At 69.3% G+C, this 1,149-nt stretch carries 1 protein-coding gene; it reads left to right on the forward strand.

Features of this window, described 5'->3' with window-relative positions; translation table 11 throughout:
• Positions 1-18 precede the first annotated feature (18 nt).
• Positions 19-1,122: an IS30 family transposase gene (locus AC507J_RS32270; protein ID WP_496294342.1), complete on the forward strand. Its 1,104-nt coding sequence runs from the start codon at positions 19-21 to the stop codon at positions 1,120-1,122.
• The last annotated feature ends 27 nt before the right edge of the window (positions 1,123-1,149 follow it).

Genomic DNA, 1,149 nt, shown 5'->3' on the forward strand with positions numbered 1-1,149 from the left:
GGCGGTTTCTAGGCTTCAGTGCAACTGATCTTGGTTGGGCTGGAGGTGCTGGTGGCGAGGCCGGGTGTGTTGACGTTCGGGCATCGGCAGGTGTTGGAGCATCTGTGGGCTTCGGGGCGGACGATCTCGCAGATCGCGGGGAGCCTCGGGGTGCCGGTGTGCACGGTGTCGCGGGAGGTGGCGCGGAACAACAGTGCGCGGCACGGGACGAAGAATCCGCTCGGGCGGTCGTTGCCGCCCGGGCGGGCTCGTCGGCCGTATCGGTGGGGGTATCAGGCGCAGTGGGCGCAGCGGCGGGCTGACGCGGCCCGGCGGCGGTCGAAGGCGTCGAAGCTTCGGCCGGGCACGCGGCTGCGGCACACGGTGGCGGGGAAACTGGCGCGGAGGTGGTCTCCGAAGCAGATCGCCGCGTGGTTACGGGCCACGTACGCCGACCGTCCGGAGTTGCAGGTGTCCCACGAAACGATCTACCAGGCGATCTACGTGCAGTCGCGGGGCAACCTGCGGGCAGAGTTGACCCGGCAGGTGGCGCTACGGTCGGGTCGCACCCAGCGGCGCCCGCAGTCACGCGCCGCGGGCGCGGCCCGCAGCCGACGGCCCTGGATCGGGGATCTGCACATCAGCAACCGACCCGCCGAGGCCGCCGACCGGGCAGTGCCCGGGCACTGGGAAGGCGACCTGGTCATCGGCAAGGCCGGCGCCTCAGCGATCGTGACCCTGGTCGAACGCACCACCCGCTACGTCATGCTCGGCGCACTGCCCAACAGCCGCGACAGCCAAGCCGTCATCGGCGTGCTCACCACCCTGGCCACCCGAATGCCGGCACACCTACGCCGGTCACTGACCTGGGACCAAGGCGCCGAGATGGCCACCCACCCGGTGTTCACCGTCGCCACCGGCTGCCCGGTCTACTTCTGCGACCCCCACAGCCCCTGGCAACGCGGCAGCAACGAGAACACCAACGGCCTGCTACGCCAGTACTTCCCCAAGAACAGTTACGACTTCCGCACCATCGACCAGACCGGCCTCGACGAAGTCGCCCACGAACTCAACACCCGACCCCGCGAAACGCTGGGCTGGGACACCCCAGCCCAACGCCTCGCACAACTCATCACTACCTAACGATTGCACTCACCCCTTGACCGGGCC

The sequence above is a fragment of the Micromonospora sp. PRAS1 genome (assembly GCF_059553435.1).